Source organism: Pseudoxanthomonas sp. SGNA-20 (genome assembly GCF_003931635.1).
In the GTDB taxonomy this organism is placed as follows: domain Bacteria; phylum Pseudomonadota; class Gammaproteobacteria; order Xanthomonadales; family Xanthomonadaceae; genus Pseudoxanthomonas.
On the sequence record NZ_RRYK01000019.1, the window covers coordinates 1 to 3,723 of the forward strand.

At 61.9% G+C, this 3,723-nt stretch carries 5 protein-coding genes; all 5 read left to right on the forward strand.

Features of this window, described 5'->3' with window-relative positions:
* The coding region (locus tag EIM48_RS15195; RefSeq protein ID WP_148098710.1) for an AAA family ATPase at positions 1 to 1,047 on the forward strand (1,047 nt) is incomplete at its 5' end.
* Positions 1,034 to 2,452: a UvrD-helicase domain-containing protein gene (locus EIM48_RS15200; protein ID WP_125112046.1), complete on the forward strand. Its 1,419-nt coding sequence runs from the start codon at positions 1,034 to 1,036 to the stop codon at positions 2,450 to 2,452. The genes EIM48_RS15195 and EIM48_RS15200, both read left to right, overlap by 14 nt.
* A 175-nt stretch (positions 2,453 to 2,627) precedes the next feature.
* On the forward strand, positions 2,628 to 2,798 hold the full coding sequence (locus EIM48_RS15475; RefSeq protein ID WP_019398145.1) for a hypothetical protein: 171 nt from the start codon (positions 2,628 to 2,630) through the stop codon (positions 2,796 to 2,798).
* A 193-nt stretch (positions 2,799 to 2,991) separates the two neighbouring features.
* On the forward strand, positions 2,992 to 3,495 hold the full coding sequence (locus tag EIM48_RS15205) for a hypothetical protein (protein ID WP_019398146.1): 504 nt from the start codon (positions 2,992 to 2,994) through the stop codon (positions 3,493 to 3,495).
* A gap of 102 nt (positions 3,496 to 3,597) precedes the next feature.
* A partial coding sequence (locus EIM48_RS15210) for a DUF3606 domain-containing protein (RefSeq protein WP_125112047.1) occupies positions 3,598 to 3,723 on the forward strand: 126 nt, incomplete at its 3' end.

Genomic DNA, 3,723 nt, shown 5'->3' on the forward strand with positions numbered 1-3,723 from the left:
AGAGCACTGCTGGATTGGCATTCTGTGTCATTCGGTGGCGGCACCGTCTCCCTGCACAACGAAAACGGCATCCCGCTTCACAACCTTGGCGTGGGGTCCACGCGTCTGTTGGTTGCCGGCCTGCAGCGCAAGGCGGCGGCTCAGGCGTCAATCGTACTCTCGGACGAGCTGGAGTACGGGCTGGAGCCACACCGCATTGCGCGGTTCCTAGGTTCCCTCGGCGCCAAGGAAACTGCTGCCCCGTTGCAGGTGTTTCTCACCACCCACTCACCTGTGGCGCTGAGAGAGCTTTCTGGCAACCAACTCTTTGTGGTCCGCCGTAGCCCTCACGGTCAAGAGGTTCGCCCGATCGGTACCGGCAACGATATCCAGAGCACAATCCGCCTCTATCCCGAAGCCTTCCTGGCTGGCTCCGTGATTGTGTGCGAGGGAGCCAGTGAGGTTGGCCTGCTGCGCGGGTTGGATTTATACAGGGTGGAGCAAGGGAATGCGTCACTGGCTGCGTTAGGCGTAGCCCTCATCGACTGCGGTGGCGGGGAGCCGGATCGACCGTATGTACGCGCTAATGCCTTCCAGGCTCTAGGTTACCGGGTGATGGTATTGCGCGATGATGACAAGAAGCCCACCCCTGCGGTCGAGCAGGCATTTGTCGAAAAAGGTGGTGCCGTCGTTGCCTATCGCGCGGGCCGCGCACTGGAGGACGAGTTATTCGGAAGTCTTACGCCGGCGGCATGCCAGAAACTGATCAGCTACGCCAACGAATTGCACGGCGACCTGATTCACGAACACCTACGCACCGTCTCAAATAACAAGCTTACCGTCCAGCAAATCTGTGACGAGATCCAAAAGACGAACCTCCTGCCGGTGCAGCATAGGGCAATCCTCGGCCAGGCGGCGCGCATCCGGAAGGCGGGCTGGTTCAAGTCCATCTCATGGATGGAGGAAGCAGCGAGGACCATCGTGGCACCGGACCTACAGCTTTGCGATCAGGGCTTCCGCGCTCTGATGGACCAGATATTCGGTTGGGCCGCGGATGGATCCCATTGAAATCGACCTTCTCGCAATCGAACGCGGAACTGTTACCGCACCCGCCGGCTGCGGTAAGACACAGCTGATAGCCAACGCGCTTGCCCGTCATCGGGGCAACAAGCCCATCCTCGTGCTGACACATACGAACGCTGGGGTCGCGGCCCTGCGCAGCCGGCTGGACCGCGCCGGTGTGCCGGCAAGCGCCTATCGATTGAGCACCATCGATGGCTGGGCTATCCGTCTCATATCAACCTTTCCGGGTCGTAGCGCCCACGATCCGGAGATTTTGGGCCTGGCCGCACCTGCGCGGGATTACCCCGCAATCCGCGACGCCGCCTGGAAGCTACTGCAAGCCGGTCACGTGAGCGAGGTGCTGAAGTCCTCGTATGCACACTTGATTGTGGATGAGTATCAAGATTGTTTGGTGTCTCAGCACAACATTGTCTATTTTCTCTCGTTGATTTTGCCCACATGTGTGCTGGGCGATCCAATGCAGGCAATCTTTGGATTCGGGGGCAATGCGCTAGCTGACTGGAATAAGCACGTGTGCGCGCATTTTCCTGTTGTAGGGGAACTGACAACGCCCTGGCGCTGGCGCAACGCCGGTGCGGAATCATTGGGACAATGGTTGCTGGAGGCTCGCCGCCTGTTAGCGGCGGGACATTCGGTGGATCTGCGTAGTGGCCCACCAGCGCATGTAACCTGGGTTCAGACCGTACCGCCGAACGACCATGCCCAGCGCTTAGCCGCCGCAAGGACACCATCGCCAACCGTAGACGGGCGGGTACTCATCATTGCCGACAGCCGCAACCGAGCAGCACAGCAGAATTTTGCGAGCCTGATTCCAGGCGCTTCGACCGTTGAGGCCGTCGATCTGCAGGATTTGATCAATTTTGCCAACAGCTTTGACGTGGCCGCACCGAATGCCGTAGGGAAGTTACTGGAGTTGGCACAAAGTGCCATGACGAATGTAGGCGTAGCCGAGTTGAAGCGACGCCTGGAGGTGTTGGCGAGGGGAACCGCGAAGAATCCTCCGAGCGATGTGGAAATCCTTGCCTTGGAATTCTTGCGTACACCTTCTCTGTCTGGGGCGGCGATGCTGCTGTCTGAGCTACGTGCGCTGCCGAACGTACGTGTGCACCGACCTGCCATTTTTTACGGGGTACTCAAGGCTCTTCGAGACGCCTCGTCGGGGGTAGTCTCCTTGGCCGATGCAGCTAGGCGCGTGAGAGAGGAGAACCGACTGCTGGGGCGTCCGCTGCCCAAACGAGCCGTCGGCAGTACCTTGCTGCTGAAGGGACTGGAAGCGGAGGTGGCCGTGGTGCTGAACTCGGAGAACATGAATGCGCAAAACCTTTACGTCGCTATGACAAGAGGCTCGATGAAGTTAGTGGTGTGCAGCTCCGATCCTATAGTTGGGTAAAGTTTAGAGGCTGGAGAGCGAGAGCGGGTATGGTATTTTTCATGGTACTTGACGCTTTTCGATGTGGTAACACATTGATATATAAGAAACTGAAGTTCCCATTGATGATCGAGTGGGAGTGACCGCCCGAGCAGGCGGGGACGGTCGCCGGATTCCAGCATAGAGGTTGCACATCATGTCGGCAGACTGGTTCCCCGTGGTCTTCATCGTGTTCAAGGTCGTGGTGCTGGGCGTCGCGATGTTCTTCGCGATCAAGTGGCACCACGACAAGGACAAGATGGAAAAGGAAAAGGCGGCCCGCGAGGCTCGCGAAGCCGCCGCGCGGCAGCCCAGGGCCCCGGAGTAGGCCGGCCCCGTCCGCGGTCGGCCGGGCAGGCCGGGAGCGGACAACGGCTGGTGTCGCGGGTTTGCTAGACTTCCCGCCATTGCACGGCAGGGACGCCCTTGCAGTACCTGGTCGGACCTTCCGGTAACGATCGACGGAGCGACGCCGCTGCGCCGGTGTCGCCGTGATGGGGTACTGCAGGGGAGGGGAAGGGATGCTGGGAAGGCTGATTGCCCTGGTCGTGCTGGCGACGGTTGCGTTCGTCGCCTGGAACCGGGGCTGGACGATCGACGAGGCGCAGGTGCGCCAGTTCTACGACCGCCAGCTGGTCGCGTTCCGCGATTTCGACCACGAGGCGATGTGCAAGGACCTGGCCGGCGATTACCGCGCCAGGCTGGTCCAGTACGCCGACGGTCGCCGGTTGGGCGAGACGGTGCTCGACAGCGATGGCACCTGCGAGATGACCCGCCAGACCATGGAGGAACTGCGCCGGCTGCATGCCCGCAGCCGTGGCCTGATCGCGTTCGACGTGCGGGTGGACATCGGTTCCATCCGCGTCGCGCCGGGCCGCCGCAGCGCGACGGTGGAGGTGACCACCACGATCAAGCTGGGCGAGATGCTGATCGCCCGCAGCCGCGGCACCGAGCGCCTGTCCCGCACCTGGTGGCGCGTGCGCAGCCACGGCGGCGAAGGCCAGACCTGGTCCTACGTTTACTGAGCGGTTCCCGTCGCTGAACGACGCCGCCGCGGCGGCGCCGGTTCACGGCTGCGCGACGGGAGGTGGCGCAGCGTAGTGGCTCCCCCACGCTGGAGCCCGGCCATGTCCGACGACAGGAAGGAGGTCGGCTCGCCCGACCGCGACCGCATCAACCTCTCCGAGGACTACGAGGTCCGTTACTGGACCGAGGCGCTCGGCGTGAGCGAGCAGCAGCTGCGCGAGGCCGTG